The sequence below is a fragment of the Pseudomonas sp. A-RE-19 genome (assembly GCF_019956555.1).
Taxonomy (GTDB): Bacteria; Pseudomonadota; Gammaproteobacteria; order Pseudomonadales; family Pseudomonadaceae; genus Aquipseudomonas.
Window position 1 is genome coordinate 207,495 of sequence record NZ_JAHBDQ010000055.1, and the last position, 18,579, is coordinate 226,073.

At 60.1% G+C, this 18,579-nt stretch carries 17 protein-coding genes; 6 read left to right on the plus strand and 11 right to left on the minus strand.

Translation table 11 applies throughout. The features are described from left to right. Positions 1-24 precede the first annotated feature (24 nt). The 3 genes from KGB14_RS24180 to KGB14_RS24190 are packed head-to-tail and all read right to left on the minus strand — an operon-like array spanning position 25 to position 3,656. Complete coding sequence (locus KGB14_RS24180) at positions 25-1,122, minus strand: DUF1513 domain-containing protein (RefSeq protein WP_223489138.1); 1,098 nt, start codon at positions 1,120-1,122, stop codon at positions 25-27. 14 nt (positions 1,123-1,136) lie between these two features. Continuing rightward, complete coding sequence (locus KGB14_RS24185) at positions 1,137-2,201, minus strand: imelysin family protein (protein ID WP_223489139.1); 1,065 nt, start codon at positions 2,199-2,201, stop codon at positions 1,137-1,139. Between the two features lie 27 nt (positions 2,202-2,228). Next, on the minus strand, positions 2,229-3,656 hold the full coding sequence (locus KGB14_RS24190; protein ID WP_223489140.1) for a di-heme oxidoredictase family protein: 1,428 nt from the start codon (positions 3,654-3,656) through the stop codon (positions 2,229-2,231). Between the two features lie 229 nt (positions 3,657-3,885). On the opposite strand from KGB14_RS24190, the gene KGB14_RS24195 reads away from it, so the two are divergent. Further along, entirely contained in the window at positions 3,886-4,212 is a 327-nt protein-coding gene (locus tag KGB14_RS24195) for a DUF190 domain-containing protein (protein ID WP_223489141.1), read from the plus strand. A 54-nt stretch (positions 4,213-4,266) separates the two neighbouring features. On the opposite strand, the gene KGB14_RS24200 is transcribed toward KGB14_RS24195, so the two are convergent. The 5 genes from KGB14_RS24200 to KGB14_RS24220 form a co-directional block, all read right to left on the minus strand. Next, positions 4,267-5,610, minus strand: a complete 1,344-nt coding sequence (locus tag KGB14_RS24200; RefSeq protein WP_223489142.1) for an imelysin family protein — start codon at positions 5,608-5,610, stop codon at positions 4,267-4,269. A 209-nt stretch (positions 5,611-5,819) separates the two neighbouring features. Next, positions 5,820-7,871, minus strand: a complete 2,052-nt coding sequence (locus tag KGB14_RS24205) for a putative bifunctional diguanylate cyclase/phosphodiesterase (protein WP_223489143.1) — start codon at positions 7,869-7,871, stop codon at positions 5,820-5,822. 425 nt (positions 7,872-8,296) lie between these two features. Further along, a complete protein-coding gene (locus tag KGB14_RS24210) occupies positions 8,297-8,893 on the minus strand; it encodes a superoxide dismutase (protein ID WP_223489144.1) in 597 nt (198 codons plus the stop codon). 175 nt (positions 8,894-9,068) lie between these two features. Next, complete coding sequence (locus KGB14_RS24215; protein ID WP_223489145.1) at positions 9,069-9,671, minus strand: LysE/ArgO family amino acid transporter; 603 nt, start codon at positions 9,669-9,671, stop codon at positions 9,069-9,071. A gap of 6 nt (positions 9,672-9,677) precedes the next feature. After that, a complete protein-coding gene (locus KGB14_RS24220) occupies positions 9,678-10,079 on the minus strand; it encodes an ACT domain-containing protein (RefSeq protein ID WP_223489146.1) in 402 nt (133 codons plus the stop codon). Between the two features lie 96 nt (positions 10,080-10,175). Between KGB14_RS24220 and KGB14_RS24225 the strand changes: the two genes are divergently transcribed. From KGB14_RS24225 to KGB14_RS24240, 4 genes are all read left to right on the plus strand, one after another. After that, positions 10,176-11,069, plus strand: a complete 894-nt coding sequence (locus tag KGB14_RS24225; RefSeq protein WP_223489147.1) for a LysR family transcriptional regulator ArgP — start codon at positions 10,176-10,178, stop codon at positions 11,067-11,069. 96 nt (positions 11,070-11,165) lie between these two features. Beyond that, on the plus strand, positions 11,166-12,158 hold the full coding sequence (locus KGB14_RS24230) for an NAD-dependent epimerase/dehydratase family protein (protein ID WP_223489148.1): 993 nt from the start codon (positions 11,166-11,168) through the stop codon (positions 12,156-12,158). 117 nt (positions 12,159-12,275) lie between these two features. Beyond that, positions 12,276-13,145 (plus strand): ATPase, encoded by an 870-nt coding sequence (locus KGB14_RS24235; protein WP_223489149.1) that lies wholly within the window; start codon positions 12,276-12,278, stop codon positions 13,143-13,145. A gap of 159 nt (positions 13,146-13,304) precedes the next feature. Continuing rightward, positions 13,305-14,153: a cache domain-containing protein gene (locus KGB14_RS24240; RefSeq protein ID WP_223489150.1), complete on the plus strand. Its 849-nt coding sequence runs from the start codon at positions 13,305-13,307 to the stop codon at positions 14,151-14,153. 136 nt (positions 14,154-14,289) lie between these two features. Here KGB14_RS24240 and KGB14_RS24245 read toward each other — a convergent pair whose 3' ends face one another. Then, the gene (locus KGB14_RS24245; protein WP_223489151.1) at positions 14,290-15,807 is read right to left on the minus strand and encodes an MDR family MFS transporter; all 1,518 of its coding nucleotides are present in this window, start codon (positions 15,805-15,807) and stop codon (positions 14,290-14,292) included. A 79-nt stretch (positions 15,808-15,886) separates the two neighbouring features. Beyond that, the gene (pobA, locus tag KGB14_RS24250) at positions 15,887-17,080 is read right to left on the minus strand and encodes a 4-hydroxybenzoate 3-monooxygenase (protein WP_223489152.1); all 1,194 of its coding nucleotides are present in this window, start codon (positions 17,078-17,080) and stop codon (positions 15,887-15,889) included. 179 nt (positions 17,081-17,259) lie between these two features. Between pobA and KGB14_RS24255 the strand changes: the two genes are divergently transcribed. After that, a complete protein-coding gene (locus tag KGB14_RS24255; RefSeq protein WP_223489154.1) occupies positions 17,260-18,171 on the plus strand; it encodes a helix-turn-helix domain-containing protein in 912 nt (303 codons plus the stop codon). 22 nt (positions 18,172-18,193) lie between these two features. Here KGB14_RS24255 and KGB14_RS24260 read toward each other — a convergent pair whose 3' ends face one another. After that, positions 18,194-18,370, minus strand: a complete 177-nt coding sequence (locus KGB14_RS24260) for a hypothetical protein (RefSeq protein ID WP_223489156.1) — start codon at positions 18,368-18,370, stop codon at positions 18,194-18,196. Positions 18,371-18,579: the final 209 nt, after the last annotated feature.

Consider the following 18,579-nt stretch of genomic DNA (forward strand, 5'->3'; position numbering starts at 1 on the left):
TTCGCTCCTACAGGGAGGATGAAGTCAGATCAGATGCAGGTGGTTGTCCCAGAGCCCGGCAGGCAATTCCAGAGGTTTTGCGACGAGGGTCGTCTGGCGGCAATCGTAGTACCGGCAGCGGCCTTGACCGGAGGTCACGACAAAACCATCGGCCACGGCGCCGACACCGGCGCAATCGGGAAGCGGTGCGTCAAGGCGTACTTCACCGCTGTCCAGGTCCCAGATAAAAAAGCGGTTGCCCCGTGGCGCGGTCAGGGCAACCAGACGCAGTTCACTGTGCACGGCAACGCTGGCGGTGTAATGCCCCATGGCCTGCAATTGATGCTCGGGCACCGGGAACGCCACGAACGGTTGGCCGGGGCGCTTGATCGCCAGCAGCTCCGATGACTCGTGAGCATCGCCCATGAACTGCTGACCGGCGACGATGGTGCCATCGCTGGCGATGCCTAAGTGCCGCACGCTGTTCATCTGCTGAGCCAGTGTTTCCTTGCTTAACAGCGTGCCATCGCGCTGCATCAGTACCAGGCTCGGCTCCATGGCGTTGAGGTTCATTTCGACCCGGCTTTCGGCTTCGGTGCGAATGCCGCCGTTAGCCACCACCAGCGTCTCGCCATCGGGCATCCACGACACCTGATGCGGGCCGACGCCGTGGGTGGAAAGCTCGCCGCTGTGCACCAGTCGCTCACCTTCGAACTTATACACACCGAGCAGGCCACGGCCCGGATCGGAGGTATCGTTCTCGGTGGCGTACAACCAGTCGCCGCTCCGGTGAATCACCGCATGACCGTAGAAGTGCCGGTTCGACTGCGACGTCACGGTTTGCAGCAGCGTGCCGTCGCGCAGATCGATCAGGTAACTCTCGGTACCCGGACGCCGGGCGACGAACAGCGCTATCGGCAACGTCGGGTGGTTGATGATGTCATGGCAGCGCTGGCCGACCTGGGTGGCAAACACCCGGGTGCCATCCAGCCGATAACCGACGGCGTAGTGCTTGCCGTCGCCATCGTCCCGCGCCGAGAGCAGCAGCGGGCTTTTGTCCTTCTGTTTGAACAGCGTCCAGCCGCCCAGTGTCACCGCACCCAGCAGCAAACTCCCTAACGTCAGAGCCTGGCGTCGCAGCATGGCACTTGCCCTCATCAGTCACCGTCGTTGGCGTTGAAGCCCAGTTGAATGCCCAACGCCTTGGCCAGCTCGCCTTCGTGCAGGCGATGGACAACGTTGAGGCTGTCGTAGAGATCGTTGAGTTGCTGGCGTCCGGCGTCGTCGGTGAGCATGTCGGTCAGCGGGCGCTGAGTGCTGGCGAACAGTTTCAGGGACGCTGAGTAGGCCGCATCGATCTTGTCGGCCAAGGGTTTCTGCTCGCTCGGCAACAGACTGCGCAGGCCTTTGTTGTCGACACCGACCCAGACGGTCTGTGCTGCGGCCAGGCTCGCTTCCAGGCCTTGCAGCGACGACTTGCTGCGCCAGGCATCGGCCTGGAACGGCTGTGGCGTGCCCTTGCTCTGACGGCCCATCGGCGTGCCGAGTTTTTTCTTCAGGGTGTCCAGCGCGGTGACCTGCACGCGCAGCAGATCGGCGATGGCTTCGTGGGAATCGGCGTAGCGCTGGTTCGGGAATTTGCTCATCTGCGCGAGCATGCCGTCGTTGGTGTTCCAGCGCGACAGGATCTCTTCGGCCAATTGCTTCTGACGTTCGCCAATGGCGGTCAGCAGCGGGCAGTATTTGGCTTTCTGGGCGCTGTCGGCCATGTCGATCTTGCTGTCAAACAGGATGTATTCATAGGCCGAGAGCCCCTGAACCACAACACTGGACTTGGCCAGGGCGGCGGCATCGATCTGCGGTTGCGTGGTGACCAGTTGCTCGACCTGACGGCCGACGAGGTTTTTCTTGTCCGGCCAGAACTGCACTTGCCACGAACGGTTGCCCTCGGCCAGCGGCCCGATCAGCAGCGGTTGCAACTCGGCCCAGGCTTTCTGCGCGTGCAGGAAGTCGGCGCGGGCGGTGTCCAGGGTTTCCTTGCCTTGGCAGAACGCCAAGGCGCTGACCGCCAGTTGCCGGTCGGCTTCGACCCAGCGGCTGTAAGTCGGCAGGATCACTTGCTTGGCGATCGCCGCCGACGTGACCGCTTGCGGGTCCTGGGGCGAACAGGCGCCCAGGGCGAGGGCGGCAAGGCTGGTGAACAACAATTTGGGACGGAACATGTCGGGCTCCCGCTGAAGGAATACGTATTAAAGGGAATTCAAAAACGCCAGCAACGCCGCGCGCTGCTCGGCATTGAAAGACAAAACCTGTTGCTGCGCCGCCTCCGCCTCGCCGCCATGCCAGAGCACGGCTTCGAGCAGATTGCGGGCACGGCCGTCATGCAAGAACTGGGTGTGGCCGCTGACCGCCTGCGTCAGGCCGATGCCCCACAACGGCGGCGTACGCCAGTCGCGGCCGCTGGCCTGGAACTCGGTGCGGTTGTCGGCCAGGCCGTCGCCCATGTCATGCAGCAGCAGGTCGCTGTAAGGGCGAATCACTTGATTGGCCAATTCAGGTTCCGCGGCGTTGGCGGCGGTGGTGTATTTCGGGGTATGGCAGGACTGGCATCCCGCCTGGAAAAACAGATTCTTGCCGGCCAGCACTTGCGGCGCGCCGACATCGCGACGGGCCGGCACCGCGAGGTTACGGCTGTAAAACAGCACCAGACGCAGAATGTTATCGCTGACTTCCGGCTCGCCATCCGGGCCATTGCCGTTGGGCGCCTGTTTGCAAGCGGTTTGCGTGTCGGTGCAGTCATCAACGGGTCTCAGGCTGGTCGTGAGGCCCATATCACCAGAGAACGCATGAACGTTTTGTTGGTTGAGGTTCGGTTGCCCGGCCTTCCAGCCAAATCTCCCCAAGACGGTTTTCTGCTGCGCGTCGTCCCAGACCCGGTTCGGTCGTCCGGCGATGCCGTTTTTCTCCCGGGACTGGGCCTCGGCGTTCGCCAGGATGGCCTCGTCGGGGATCGCCTCAAGCAAGCCCAGGCCAATCATCGGCGGTGCGATACGCGCCGAGAAACGCGTGTCGGGGTGCATCGGGCCGTAGCCGAGTTGGGTGATCTGCAGGGTCGGCTTACGCAACTCGATTTCGCTGCCGTCCTTGAAGCGCACCGGGACCGCCGTGTAATCGACGCGCACCTTGCCTTCCGGGGCGACGCCGGGCACAGACATGTCCTGGAGCTGGCCGCCATAGATCGGCTCCGGCACCACACCCAGTTGTTCGATGACCTTGGCGTAGGCCGGCGCATCGGGAATCGACAGGCGCACCAGCATCGACACCGCATTCGGCGCATCGGGCGTGGGCGGATGACCGCGCCCGTCCTTGATGTGGCAGTTCTGGCAGGCGTTGGTATTGAACAGCGGGCCGAGGCCATCGCGGGCGGTGGTGGTCGACGGTGCGATCACCCAGGGGCTGCGAAAGAAACTGTTGCCGACGCTGAAATCGACGCGCCGTGACGGCGGCAGATTGGCGGACGGCAGGGAGAATGCGTTCTGATCGGTCTTGCGTACCGTTGCGCTGCCACCGGAGCGGGCTTCACCGGGTTCGGCGTGGGTAAAACGCGGGGCGTCATCGCAGGCACTCAGGCCCAGGGCCAGCAACAGTGCGGACAAGCGAAGAGGCAGCGAGGGCATCGGACATCCTGCAAGACGAGCCAAACAAGGGCGCAAAGTCTAACAGGGCAGGGGAGTTTGAATAAGAGGAATTATCGTTTACTTGATGTAAGGCAAGACATCGGCGTCCTTGAACCTTCAGCCTCCCCGATTTGCCCGGCTGTCAGTGCGGGTGCAGTCGGGCCAGCCTGCGAGGGTCGGCATGGCTATGCTGAACCTGTAGGTTTTGCGCGTTTTGCGGAGGTCAATCATGAATGGTTTTCTGGTGATTTTCTTCACCCAACAGAGTCGCCGTCATGAGGGCAGGATGCTCGGTGAATGGGTGGTCGATCTGGCCAAGGAACTGGGTTTGCGCGGCGCGACAATGACCACCGGCATCGAGGGTTTCGGGCATTCCGGGCAGTTGCACTCTTCGCATCTTTTCGAATTGGCCGACCAACCCATCGAAATCCGCCTGGCCCTCACTGAAGATGAGTTGACGCGCCTGTTCCAGCGCCTGGACGCCGAAGACCTTTCCCTGTTTTACATCAAGGCGCCAATCGAATTGGGCACCCTGGGTCAAAAAGCCAGCCCCTGAAATGTAAAAAGGCGACTCGACAGTCGCCTTTTCCAGTGACTTGACCCGCGTTGATCAGAACTCGTGATCAGCGTTGTCCGGGTTCAGGTCGCTGATGCCCAGTTTGCCGGCGGCCGCTTCGATCGAACCGGTCTGCTTGACCAGCGAAGCGATGGCGTCGCGCACGATCTGGTTGCCAGCGGTATTACCGGCCGCGATCAGTTGGTCGTAGTGCTCACCCTTGTTGGCGTGATCGACCATGACCTGAATTTTGGCTTCGGTGGCGGCCAGGTCGGCTTTCAGCGCGGTGTCGGCTGCCGGGTCGGCTTTGGCCACCAGGGACGACAGGCTGGCGCCGGTCATTTTGGTGCCATCGACGCGGGTGTATTCGCCCAGGTACACGTTACGCACGCCTTTGGCGTCGTAGAAGTGCGAGTTGTGGGTGTTGTCGCTGAAGCAATCCTGTTCGTCTTCCGGGGAGTTGGCTTCCAGGGAAACCTTCATGCGCTCGCCCGCCAGTTCGCCCAAGGACAGGCTGCCCATGCCGAACAGCATTTTGCGCAGACCGCTTTCAGCCGGTTCCGCTTCCAGGGTGGCGCGGTAGTTGTCAGCCACGTTCGGCTTCCAGTTACCGACCATTTCCTGCAGGTCGTTGACCAGCAGTTGGGTCACGGATTTCAGGTAGGCGCGACGACGATCGTTGTGACCGCCGGTAGCGCCTTTGCCTTCCAGGTAGTCGGAAGCCGGACGGTTACCGGCGCCAGGGCCGGTGCCGTTCAGGTCCTGGCCCCAGAGCAGGAATTCGATGGCGTGGTAGCCGGTGGCGACGTTGGCCTCGGAACCGCCCAGCTCGTTCAGGCTGGCGAGTTTTTCCGGGGTGATGTCTTTCACGTCGACCTTGTCTTCGCCAACCTGAACCTGGGTATTGGCGATGATGTTGGCAGTGGCACCCGGGTTACCCAGTGCGTGTTCGTAGGATTTGTCGACGTAGTCGATCAGGCCTTCGTCCAGTGGCCAGGCGTTCACCTGACCTTCCCAGTCGTCGATGATGGTGTTGCCGAAACGGAACACTTCGCTCTGCAGGTAAGGCACGCGGGCCGCGACCCAGGCAGCCTTGGCGGCTTTGAGGGTGTCGGCGTTCGGCTTGGCGAGGAATGCGTCGACGGCGGTTTGCAGGGTTTTCGCAGTGGATTCGGCGTCGCTGTAAACGGCAAAGACCATGTCGGCGTAGTGCGCGACCACAGCCTTGGCGGCGGCTTCGTCGACTTTACCGGTGGCAGCAGGCGCAGCCTGAGCAGCAGTGCTGGCAGCCGGTGTCGGCGCTTGTGGCGCGGCAGCCTTGTCTTTGCCTTCGCCGCAACCGGCGAGGGAAATAGCGATGGCCAGCAGACTGGCGGTGGCCAGGGGCATACGAATCATGGCGAACATCCTGCTTCGGTAGTTGATTGGACAGGCGCGGGGGGGCGCAAAACTGCAACATAATGCAAATCTTTCGCATTATGTGTAAAGGGTGCGCTTGTAAATATTTCTTATTCAGGCGGGAGATGTGCCGTAGATCAAGAGAACGCATGAACCGGGTGCTTGTGTAGGCGCTGTCGAGTGAAACGAGGCTGCGATCTTTTGATCTTCTACAAAATAGCCGCGTTACTGCGTTGCGCTTGCTTGAGGTAGGCGCTCAATTCCCGTGCCGGCAGCGGTTTGCTGTAGTGATAGCCCTGACCTTCGTGGCAGCCTTCGGAGATGATGTAGGCCTCTTGTTCGGCGGTTTCCACGCCTTCGGCGATGACCTGCATACCGAGGCTCTTGCCCAGCTGGATGATGGCCCGAACGATGGTCGCATCGTCGTCGTCATCGAGCAGGTCCTGAACGAAGCTCTTGTCGATCTTGATCTTGTCCAGCGGCAGGCTTTTCAGATAACTCAGTGATGAATAACCGGTGCCGAAGTCGTCAATGGCGATCAGCGCGCCGGAGCGACGCAGGCTCAGCAAGTGCTGGGCGGCGGTGCTGATGTCTTCCATCAGGCCGGTTTCGGTGACTTCCAGCTCCAGGCTGCGCGGTGGCAGGCGGTACATCTGCAGCAGGTTGTTGACCACTCGCGGCAACTCGGCGTGGTGCAATTGCACCGTGGACAGGTTGACCGCCATGCGCAGGTCGACGAAACCCTGATCGTGCCACTCGCGCAATTGTTTGCAGGCCTGATCCAGCACCCATTCGCCAATGGCGATGATGGTGCCGTTCTGCTCGGCCAGCGGGATGAACAGGTCCGGCGGTACCAGACCGTGTTCGGGATGCTGCCAGCGAATCAACGCTTCGACACCCACCACGCGATGATCGCGGTAGCTGATCTGCGGCTGGTAAACGAGGTAGAACTGGTCGCGGATCAAGGCATCGCGCAGGTCTTTTTCCAACTCGCGGCGCCGCCGCATTTCCGTATCGACGCTGGCGATATAGAACTGATAGCGGTTGCGCGAGCGAGTCTTGGCCAGGGTCATGGTCTGCTCGGCTTTTTGCAGCAACTTCTCGGTGCTGTCACCGTCTTCGGGGAACAGGGTGATGCCGATGGTGGCGCGCAGGCGGATTTCCTGATGATCGAGGGCGAACGCCGCTTCCAGATCATCGAGAATGCTTTGGGCCAGTTCAGCCGCTTCGTAGGGTTGCTCGATGTCGGCCTGGACCAGGGCGAACTGGTCGCCCCCCAAACGGGCGAGGGCGCCGAGGCGACCGCTGTGAGCCCGCAGGCGATCGGCCAGGGCCAGCAGCAATTGGTCGCCGGTCTGATAACTGAACTGTTCGTTGATGCCCTTGAAATCATCGAGCCCGACACACAGCACTGCGACCCGACGCTGCAATTTGCCGGCGTCGACGAGGATCTTGTCCAGCTGTTGCTGCAATTGCTGACGGTTCGGCAAACCGGTGAGGAAATCGTACTGGGCCATGCGCAGCAGGCTGTTTTCCGCTTCGTGGCGCAGGTGAGTGTTGCGCTCGATGGATTCGAGCAACTGGTTGGCGGTGTTGATCCAGATCCCCAGTTCGTTTTTCTCATGACCCTTGAGCTGCGGAATCTTGTGTGCGCTGGGCCGGTCCGGGTTGATTTCGGTCAGGTGTTCGATGATCCGCGACAACGGTTTGGTCAGCAGCCAGTGATAGACCAGATACAGCACAAGGGCCATGGCCAGGGCGCGCAAAACGCCAGAGATGAAGATGATCACCGAACTGACGATGAACCCCTGACCGTAGGTGGCGGTATCGAGCGTGATGCTCAAGTCGCCGTAGTACTCGCTGTAGGGGCCGCGCCCCACCAGTTGGGTGGTGAAGGTGCGTTCCTTGCCAAGGATCAGGTCGGTCAGCCAGCGACTTCTGGAGTGCTGCAACTCGCGGGTTTTTTGCGCGAGCATGGCTTCATTGGGATGGCCGATGGAGGCCATGCGCACGGCATCATCCTGGAACAGGCCTTCGATTACCTGCATGCCCATTTCCCGGTCCAGGCTGTAGACGGCCTGGGTTGAAGGGTCGCGGAACATGTCGAGGATGCGCTGGGCATCGTTGGCCACGGCCTGACGTGTTTTATAGGCATCGAAAACGATTTGCGCGCAGCTCAAGACCACGCCCACGATCAATGCCGACAGGAGCACGACCCGGAGCAACTTCACCGACAAGCTGTTCTTGAGTTCCAGCTTCAAAGGGTTATTCCTTGTTCCGTGCGGGTAGCGTCAAGTTGCGATGAGTATTGGCAATCCCGTGATGGCAGTCAAAGGGACAATCCAACCCAGGGCGTTTTGCCGGTAGCTTGGCCGATATGTTGCTGCTTGGAGTATTTGCCCTATTAACACTGTGTCGGTTGTCGGGGCCTTCAACTTGAGGAGGTCGGGACAATTTTTCCTCGTAGTTGATGTTAGACCGCTGTGCTGTGGAGACAAGGGGGCGAATGCCACCCGCGTTGTGGGAATGTCCGCTCCCACAGGATTTGGTCGTACACGGATTTTGTATATGACCGCTGCCCCCGTAGGAGCGAGGCTTGCCCGCGAAGGCGGCTATAGGGATGTACCCATTTCCCCGGCCCATAAAAAAACCCGGCCAAAGCCGGGTTTTTTGACTGGCGCGAAGCTTAAGCGGTGAAGGTTTTGCCTTCGAACTGCTCAGCCACGAACTTCCAGTTGACCAGGTTCCAGAACGCTTCGACGTACTTCGGACGAAGGTTGCGGTAGTCGATGTAGTAAGCGTGTTCCCAGACGTCGCAAGTCAGCAGCGGGGTGTCGCCGCTGGTCAGCGGGTTGCCGGCGCCGATGGTGCTGGCCAGGGCCAGGGAACCGTCAGCCTTTTTCACCAGCCAGCCCCAACCGGAACCGAAGGTGCCGATGGACGTCTTGCTGAACTCTTCCTTGAACTTGTCGAACGAACCGAAAGCTGCATTGATGGCATCAGCCAGCGCGCCGGTTGGTTGACCGCCGGCGTTTGGTGCCAGGCAGTTCCAGTAGAAAGTGTGGTTCCAGACCTGAGCGGCGTTGTTGAAGATACCGCCCGAGGAAGATTTGACGATTTCTTCCAGGGTCTTGCCTTCGAACTCGGTGCCTGGCACCAGGTTGTTCAGGTTCACGACATAGGTGTTGTGGTGCTTGTCGTGGTGGTATTGCAGAGTTTCCTCTGAAATGTGCGGCTGCAGGGCATCGTGTGCGTAAGGCAGCGGCGGCAATTCGAAAGCCATGATGATTCTCCTAATCAGGTCAGTTGCGGTGAGCGCAAGGCCGATCACGGGCGGCCAGACATGCGCCGAAGAGTTTGTACTCTTTGCGGCGCAGGGATCGGATCATAGCACCGGGGGTGCGGCATAACCACGCAACAACTGTGTGGAATAGAGGTTCCAGAGCCTTTTGGAATAATCAGCTGGCAGTGATTAATTGAAAGGCCACGGTGAACATCATGACAGCGACCAGCAAATCGAGGATTCGCCAAGTGCCCGGCCGTGCCAACCAGGGTGCGAGCCATGCCGCACCCAGCGCCAACGTGAAAAACCACAGCAATGACGCACTGGCCGCGCCCACGACATAAGCACCGGGCTCTGTCTGTTGTGCGCCGAGGGAGCCGATCAGCAACACGGTGTCCAGATAGACATGCGGGTTGAGCAGCGTCACCGCCAACGCACTGAGCAGCACCGCCCGCAGTGAACGTACCGTCTGGTTTTCACCCTGTTGCAGGCTTTGTTTCGAGCAGGCCCGACGCAGCGCCAGGCTGCCATACCACAGCAAAAACGCCGCGCCGCCCCAACGGGCGATGGCCAGCAGGGTCGGGTTTTGCGCCAGCACCGTCGCCAGGCCGAATACCCCGGCGGCCACCAGCAACGCATCGCAGATGACGCAGAGCGTCGCCACCGGCAGATGATGTTCACGCCGAAGGCTCTGAGCCAGCACAAACGCATTCTGAGTGCCGATCGCCATGATCAGCCCCGCGGCCACCAACAGGCCGTTTACATAACTTTGCCACATACGTTTTTACTCCGCGTTGGCCGCCAGATCCCGCAGTACCTGCAGGGCGCGTTCGGCATCGGCCTGGCCGACGAACAAATGGTCGTGGTAGTAACCGGCGATCACGTTGCAACTGATGCCGGCCTGGCCCAACGCCGTGGCGAACGCGGCGGTCAGGCCGACGGCTTCGAGGGCCGAGTGCACGTTCAAGGTGATCCAGGCGGCGACGTAGTCGAAGCTGAAACCGGCCTTTTCGGCGTGGGAACGTTCCAGAATCACTGTCAGGCCTTCCCGTTCGCGAAAGCTGCCGACGATCTCCAGGTCTGTAGGCAACTTGCCGTCGCGCAGGGTGCAGAACACGTATTCGCCGTCATTGAGATGCGGGCTCATGCTGCGTAGCAGGGTTGCCAGTGAAGTTTCGCCAGTCATGTCGGTGATCCTTGTTCAAAAGTTCTTGCTGGCCATTCTCCGGTTGAAAGCTGTATAAGAAAAACCAATAGTGCTGATCGCTCATTAGGAAAACTGATGTTCGACTATAAATTACTTTCCGCGCTCGCCGCGGTGATCGAACAGGCCGGATTCGAACGTGCCGCGCAGGTGTTGGGGTTGTCCCAATCGGCCATCTCCCAGCGGATCAAACTGCTGGAGGCACGGGTCGGCCAACCGGTGCTGGTGCGCGTCACGCCACCGGCCCCGACGGAGATTGGCCGACGATTGCTCAACCATGTGCAACAGGTGCGATTGCTGGAGCGCGATCTACAAACGTTGGTCCCGGCGCTGGACGAAGAAGGCCTGCCCGAACGCCTGCGCATCGCGCTGAACGCTGACAGCCTGGCAACCTGGTGGGCCGAGGCGGTGGGCGACTTTTGCGCGGAACAACATCTATTGCTCGATCTGGTGGTGGAAGACCAGACCGTCGGCCTTAAACGCATGCGCGCAGGCGAAGTGGCGGGGTGTGTCTGCGCCAGTGAACGGCCGGTGGCCGGTGCGCGCAGCGTTCTGTTGGGGGCGATGCGTTACCGTGCGATGGCGAGCCCGGCGTTCATTGCCCGGAATTTTCCCGAAGGTGTGCGCGCCGATCAGTTAGCCAAAACCCCGGCCCTGGTGTTTGGCCCGGACGATTTCCTACAGCATCGCTACCTCGCATCCGTCGGTGTGGACGGCGGTTTCGAACACCATTTATGCCCATCGTCCGAAGGCTTTCTTCGTCTCACGGAAGCAGGGCTTGGCTGGGGGCTGGTGCCTGAATTGCAGGTGCGCGATCAACTGGAGCGCGGCCAACTGGTGGAGCTTTTGCCAGATAAGCCGATCGATGTGCCGCTGTACTGGCATCATTGGCGCAACGGCGGTCAGCTGTTGGCGTTACTCACCGATCAATTGGTGCGCTCATCGAAGCAATGGCTGGTGCCGTTGGACTGACGGGCAGCGTCAAGACCTCACGCCCTACGCAATATGCAATATGCAAAGCGCAAAGCGCAAAACGCAAAACGCAAAACGAAATATTCGGAGCAATTCATGAAGATTCTGGTCACCGGCGCAAGCGGCTTCATTGGCGGACGTTTTGCGCGTTTCGCCCTGGAGCAGGGCCTGGACGTGCGGGTCAACGGTCGCCGGGCCGAAAGCGTCGAGCACTTGGTGCGCCGTGGCGCCGAATTCATTCAGGGCGACTTGAGCGACCCGCAACTGGCGCGTGACCTGTGTTCAGACGTCGAAGCCGTGGTCCATTGCGCCGGCGCAGTCGGTTTGTGGGGACGGTATCAGGACTTTCATCAAGGCAACGTCGAGGTCACCGAGAACGTGGTCGAGGCCTGCCTGAAGCAGCGGGTTCGGCGCCTGGTGCACTTGTCGTCGCCGTCGATCTACTTCGATGGTCGCGATCATCTGGGATTGACCGAAGAACAGGTGCCCAAGCGCTTCAAACATCCCTACGCCGCGACCAAATACCTGGCCGAGCAAAAAGTCTTCGGCGCTCAGGAATTCGGCCTCGAAACCCTGGCCCTGCGCCCGCGTTTCGTGACGGGTGCCGGCGACATGAGCATTTTCCCCAGGCTGCTGAAGATGCAGCGCAAAGGACGGTTGGCGATTATTGGCAATGGCCTGAACAAGGTCGACTTCACCAGCGTGCAAAACCTCAATGAAGCGTTGCTCAGCAGCTTGCTGGCCAGCGGCTCGGCTCTGGGCAAGGCCTACAACATCAGCAATGGAGCGCCGGTTCCGTTGTGGGATGTGGTCAATTACGTGATGCGCAAAATGGATGTCCCACAAGTTACCCGTTACCGTTCCTACGGCCTGGCCTACAGCCTTGCCGCGCTCAACGAGGGCGTGTGCAAGCTGTGGCCAGGTCGTCCCGAGCCAACCCTGTCGCGGCTGGGCATGCAAGTCATGAACAAGAACTTCACCCTGGACATCAGCCGCGCACGGCATTATCTGGACTACGATCCCAAAGTCAGCCTCTGGACCGCCCTCGATGAATTCTGCGGCTGGTGGAAGGCTCAAGACATTCGCTGACACACAAGGGCGGCCCCTTACTGAACCGAGTTCGGGGTTCAGGGTCAACCGGTGCGGCAGCGGGGGTTATACTTCGCCGCATCAAGCCATCACCGCGTTCCACAAAGGTTGACCCTAATGCCCATGCGTAACGATGCCAACGACGACTTCGACGATGTTCCGAGCCTGCGCGCCGACAGCCTCGATGACGATGATTTTCCGACCACCGCTCGCACTTCCGTGCATTCGCGCACCACTCCGGTGGTCAAGGTCAAAGGCCCGAGCACCGGCCCTCTGTGGGCATTGGTCGGCGCATTGTTCTTTGCCTTCGCCGGCCTTGCCTGGTGGAGTTTTCAGCAGATCTCGCTGATGGAACAACAACTGGTGGCAACCCAGGAAAGTTTTGCGCGCATCAGTGAGGAAGCGGCGGGGCGCTTGCAGGACATTTCCGGCAAGGTCGTGGCCAGCCAGTCCAACGTCAACACCGACAGTGAAGCGTTGAAGCTGCAAATCAAACAGCTGGAAGGCAAGCTCCAGGATCAGAGCAAACAGCTGGAAAGCAAACTTCAGGACCAAAGCAAACAGCAGCAAGGCGTGCTCGGCCAGACCTCCGATCTGGACAAGCGCCTGGCGCAAATGACTGCGCAAACCACCGAACAACAAGCCGCCAATGTTCAGTTGCAGGCTCAGGTCAAAGCCTTGAGCGGCGAACTGGCCGCGTTGAAGAGCGCGCCGGCCGATACCAGCAAAGTCGACGCCCAACTCAAAAGCCTGGGCGCCGACATCGCCGCGCTGAAGAGACAAGGCAACCCCAGCGCCGCTGTCGAGCGCCTGGAGCAAGACATGATTGTGCTCAAAAGCCAACAGGACAACCGTCCGGCCGCCGCACAAGGTGGCACCAACACCGCCGAGTTCGACGCCTTCCGCGGCCAGGTCACCCGCAACATCAACACCCTGCAAGCGCAGATCCAGAATCTGCAACAGCAGCTGCGCGCCCGGCCTCAATAGCCCGAAGGCGAGCCAGTCAGTTAAACGCCGCTCCCACAGGTTTTGCATCTTGACTGACTGGTAGTAGGGCAAGCCTCTGCGCCACCGTTTCCTGAATATTCATACATAGCCCCAAGCCGTCTACGCTCTTGAAACACTAACAAGAACGGGGAATGCGCTATGGGGGTTCTTCACAAACTAGCCTGGCTGGGCGGGTTGCTTTTGCTGTGCCTGGGTCCAGTTCACGCAGCCACGGCGGAAAAGGATGACAGCCAGGCCGCCAAAGCCTTGCTGGAAAAAGCCCTGGCCTATTACCACGAGCAGGGTGACAAGGCTTTCGCGGCGTTCAGCCGTCAGGGCGAGTTTGTCGACAAGGATCGTTATGTCTTCGTGGTCGATACCAAGGGCGTGATGCTCGCCAGCGGCGGGCCGTCTTCGGCATTGATCGGCCGTGATGTGTCCGAGGTGCTCGGGCCGGATGTGCAGAAAGCCTTCAAGGACGCCTTGAAAGTGCCAGAGGGTAACGGCATTCAGCAGGCCGAATACCGTTGGCAGAACTGGGCCGACGGCAAGGTCGAACGCAAGCATGTGTTCTATCAGCGCATTGGCCAGCGGATTCTGGCGGTGGGTTACTACTTGCCACGGGCGTCAGCGGAGCAGGCGATGGCCTTGTTGAACAAAGCAGCGGCCGATCTGGCCAAGGACGAGAAGGGCACGCTCACCGCCATCAACGCCCTCAAGGGCGGTTACTTGCAGGATGACCTGTACGTCTTCGTCGTCGACCTGAATAACCAGCGTTATGTCGCCCACGGCACCAATCTGCGGTTGATCAATACCGATTTCAGCAAGATCAAGGATCCGGAAGGTAAACCGGTGGGCGAGCCGATTCTGGCGCTGATGGCCAAACAGGATGACGGAGAATACGAGTACCGCTGGAAAAACCCGGTGACCGGCAAAGTGGAAGACAAGCATGCCTACCTGAAAAAGGTCGGGCATTTTCTGGTGGCGGCGGGGTATTACAGCCCTTGATTCAAGGTGACTGAAAGACCGCAATCGCGAGCAGGCTCGCTCCCACAGTAAATCTCCATTGGTTACAGATGTTGCATACGGCCGAGATCCAATGTGGGAGCGAGCCTGCTCGCGATTGCAGGCGACTCGGTCCCCACTATCTAACCGTGTCCTCCCGCCCCCGCAACACTCTGTTCGGCATGGCAATCGCCGCCGCCAACCCCAGCAATGACACCGCTGCGCTGACCATCAGCAAATGCCGGAAGGTCAGCAGCAGCTCAGCGCGCAAGGCGTTTTGCGCATCACCTGGCGCGGCGTTCAAACCGTCCAGCAGAACATTCCCCGAACGCCCTTCAGCCATCAGCGACGAGCCGGCCAGGTGGGCAAAACTCGAATCCTGCAACAACGCCAGCAGCAGTGCCGACATCAACGCCACACCCACTGCGCCACCCAGGGAACGGAACAGATTGGTGGTGCTGGTGGCGACGCCGATGTCCCGTTGTTCCACCGAGTTTTGCGTGCCTACCAATGAAGTCGGGAACTGCATACCGCTGGCGATGCCGCTGAGCAACATGAACAGGCTGCTCAGCAGAAACGACTGAGGCGCGCTGAGCGCCATGCCGAGAATCGAGAACGGCATCAGCAGGGCACCGGTCAGGATCATCGGTTTGTAACGACCGGTCACCGATGTCCGGCGCCCGGCGAAGTACGCGCCTATCGGCAAGCCCATGGCCAGCGGCAACAAGTGCAGCGCGGCGCTGTCGGCCCCTGCACCGGTGACGCTCTGAAAACGCAGCGGCATCAGCACAATCAAGGAAATCGCCTGGAAACTGGTGAAGAAAATCGTGCACCAGCAGAGGATCGCGTTGCGGTTGGCGAACAAATGCATCGGCAGTAACGGTTCCCGCGCCCGTCGTTCATGCCAGACGAACACGGCCAGCACCACCACCGCACAACCGAGCAAACCCGCCACTTCGGCACTGCGCCACGAATGGCCCTGGCCGACCTGAGTGATGCCCAGCAACAACGCCGTCAGGCCAATGATCATCAGCAACGTACCGAGGTAGTCGATGATCGGCTTGCGCTGTGGCACTGGCAGCCCCACCAGTGTGCGGTGGGCCACCAGCCAGGCACCCAGGCCCAGTGGAAGATTGATCAGAAACACCCAGCGCCAGGACAGGTATTCGGTCATGTAGCCACCGAGAACCGGGCCGGCCACGCTGGCCACCGCATACATGCTGCTGAAGTAACCCTGATAACGACCGCGTTCGCGGGGTGGCACGATGTCGCCGATGATCGCCTGGCTCACCGAAATCATTCCGCCGGCGCCGATGCCCTGAAGAATCCGCGCCAGCACCAGTTGCTCCATGCTCTGCGCCATACCGCAGAACAACGAAGCCAGGGTGAACAGCCCCATGCCGAACAGCATCAACCTGCGGCGGCCATACAAATCGCCGAGTTTGCCGTAGATCGGCACCGCCACGGTCATCGCTACCATGTACCCGGAAATCACCCAGGCCAGCAGGCTGACGTCCTTGAATTGCGCGGAAATGGCCGGCATCGATACGGCGACAATGGTCTGGTCCAGCGCGCCCAGAAAGATCGCCAGCATCAGGGCGATCAGCACGCTGCGAATGGCCGGTTTGGGCGTTTCAGGCTGGTTGAGATTGGTCACGGGTAAAACCTGCGGGCAGTGATGGACCCGCCAGAGGCAAGGCGAGCGGGGATGCTCGCCAGTGTAAGTCGGTAGGAAGCTATTCGATAGCCTCATAAGGAAGGCCGACGTAATTTTCCGCGATGGTTTTTCGACCCGCCTCGGAGTCCACGAAATAGGCCAGCTCCGATTCGCTGATGCGCTGGCTGAACGCGTCGTGCTCGTCGAAGCGATGCAACATCGAGGTCATCCACCAGGAAAACCGCTCGGCTTTCCACACCCGCCGCAAGCAGACCTCGGAATACTTCTCCAGCAAATCCACACGGCCTTCGCGGTAAACCTTCAGCAGAATATTGAACAACGTACTGACATCGCTGGCCGCCAGGTTCAGGCCCTTGGCGCCGGTGGGCGGGACGATGTGCGCGGCGTCGCCGACCAGGAACATCCGCCCGTATTGCATCGGCTCGACCACGAAACTGCGCAGTGGCGCGATGCTTTTTTCAATCGACGGACCGGTCACCAGCGCGTCGGCGAGGGCGGTCGGCAGACGGGATTTGAGCTCATCCCAGAAGCGCTGATCGGACCAGTCCTCGACTTGATCCTGGGCCGGAACCTGGAGGTAATAACGGGTACGTGTCGGCGAACGCATGCTGCACAGCGCAAAACCCCGTTCATGCCGCGCGTAGACCAATTCCTCGTGAACGGGCGGCGTGTCAGCGAGAATTCCCAGCCAGCCGAACGGATACACCCGCTCGAACACCTTCAGGCAGTCAGCGGGGATCGACTGCCGCGCCACGCCATGGAAACCATCGCAACCGGCGATGTAGTCACAATCGAGTCGCCAGGTTTCGCCGTCCTTGTCGAAGGTGAGATAGGGTTCAGCGGTTTTCATGCCGTGGGGGACGACGTTGCCGGCTTCATAAATCGTCTGCGCACCGGCGTCCCGACGGGCGGCCATCAGGTCGCGGGTGACCTCAGTCTGACCGTAGATCATTACGGTTTTGCCTCCGGTCAGCGTCTGCAGATCGATGTGTACGCGGCGTCCGTCGAGGGCCAGTTCGAAGCCTGCGTGAACCAGCCCTTCGGTGTCCATGCGCTGACCCACCCCGGCCTGACGCAACAGCTCTACCATGCCTTGTTCGAGGACCCCGGCGCGGATGCGACCCAGCACATAGTCCGGGGTCTGGCGTTCGAGGATCAGGGTGTCGATGCCGGCGTTATGCAGCAATTGGCCGAGTAGCAAACCAGAGGGGCCGGCGCCGATGATGGCAACTTGGGTTTTTAGCGTTTTCATTGTTTTTATGACTCGCAAGCTCCACGCGGCCAAGGCCGGTGAATGATTTTTATGGATCGAGTACTTGCATTTTTCACTTGCGAGTCTGTCAATTGAAGGTGAAAACTGAGCCGATACCTGTACATTCTGCCAATCGGTGCGATTATCGCCCCGTTACCCTCGAGGCCTGGATTGAAGTGATGAACAAGCCTGACCTGCCGTCGATTCCGGTGTTCAAACTCTACGGTGAAAGCCTGGACTGGCCGACCCCTGACTTGTTGCACTGCGAAACCATTTCCAAACGCAGCCGCGAACATCAATGGGAAATCAAACCCCACCGCCACGCCGATTTGTGTCAGTTGCTCTTCGTCTTCAAAGGTCAGGCAGAGCTTCAAATCGAAGGTAAACGCTCACAATTGACCGAGCCGGCCATCCTGATCCTGCCGCCGTTATCGGTGCATGGTTATCGGTTTTCCGAGGACGTCGAAGGGTTCGTCGTCACGCTGGCCGCGCCGTTGATCGCCCACCTGCAGGCGCAACTGGGTCATTCGGTGAACGCTCTGGCGCAGGCCGAAAGCTACCCGGCGGGCAAGGACAGCGAGTACCTCAACAGCCTGTTTTCAGCGCTGCAAAGCGAATACACCGGCCATCAACCGGCTCGGGAAATGCTCATGCATTCGCTGGTCAGCGTGATCATGGTGTGGATCAGCCGTCAGGTGATTCAGCGCCATACCGCCAGTCAGCGCCCACAGCGTGCCCGGGAATACCTCAACGGTTTTATTCAGCTGGTGGAAGAGACCTATCGCCAGCACGTCAAGGTCGAGGACCTGGCCCATCGGCTGGGGATTTCCGTGTCCCACCTCAACGGCACGTGCCGTGAACTGGCGGGGCAACCGGCGTTGCAGATCATGCACGAGCGTCAATTGCTGGAGGCCAAGCGCTTGCTGACCTACACCAGCATGACCATTTATGAAATGTCCGACGTGTTGGGGTTTTCCGATCCGACCAACTTCACACGCCTGTTCCGGCGTCGCGTGGGGATTTCGCCCAAGGCCTTTCGCGACCGCTTGAAGGCCGATCAGGACCATGCCGATCAGGATAGCGAGGCCTGAACCCCCCTTCATTATCGGAGGGTTATCGGAGGGCGTTGAGGGTCGCGTTGTGGGGAATGCAGCGCTCGAAGTTGCAGCTCGCGTATTCATGGGGCACTTGTCGCAACTGCTCGACACGCCAGGCCGCTGTGCCATATAGCGCCAGCGTCGCCGCGCAAGTGATGAAAATGGCGAGGTATCTTCTTGTTTTGATGTTCATGGCGTTGACCTCTGAACGAATACCTTTCGGTACTACGTTGAGCATAGGTCAGCGCGGATGAGTTGTGTAGGAGCTGCCGAAGCAGACTGTGTGAAAACCTAGCCATTTGCGCAACGATTCAAGAAAATGCCCCGTATTGAAAGATACGGGGCATTTTTGCTGTGGCGTATATCCAAGGTGAACCACGAAACCAGACCAGCCTATTCCCG